Below are 480 nucleotides of genomic sequence, written 5' to 3' on the forward strand. Positions count from 1 at the left end.
TGTATTATACTGAAATAGGTTGACCTTTTTTTAGGTTTAATTTATACGTTCAAACTATTTTTTTAAGCCGTTTAGAAGGCAAAAAATAGCTTGAACTGCTTATTGTTTAAATTTCGAGTTCAGTCAAATTTACATTATTTTTTCTATACGATTTGTATTTTATATTGGGATTAAGATGTACTTCAGCAGGTTTTCTTAAATCTAGGCTAAAATGCGTTCTTAAATTATTATAAATATTGACAGCTTGTGTAGCTATTTTTTGAGCTACATCTGTGTTTTTAATACAGTTCTTAAGCCCATATTCATATTTTAGGGTTCTATTAATTCTTTCAGCAATAGCATTTTCATAGGGGTCATATTGTTCAGTCATACTCATCATAATTCCATTGTTTTCAGCGAATTGAGTGTACTTAGGATTGCAGTATTGGAATCCCCTGTCAGAATGATGAATGAGTTTTTTATTAGGGTATTTTCTATTTT

1 protein-coding gene is annotated in these 480 nt (G+C 29.0%); it reads right to left on the bottom strand.

Features of this window, described 5'->3' with window-relative positions; genetic code table 11:
• Positions 1-106: 106 nt before the first annotated feature.
• Positions 107-480: integrase core domain-containing protein (locus Q0662_RS11925; RefSeq protein WP_298950165.1), on the bottom strand; the 374-nt coding region annotated here is incomplete at its 5' end.

This window comes from uncultured Polaribacter sp., assembly GCF_947503855.1.
In the GTDB taxonomy this organism is placed as follows: domain Bacteria; phylum Bacteroidota; class Bacteroidia; order Flavobacteriales; family Flavobacteriaceae; genus Polaribacter.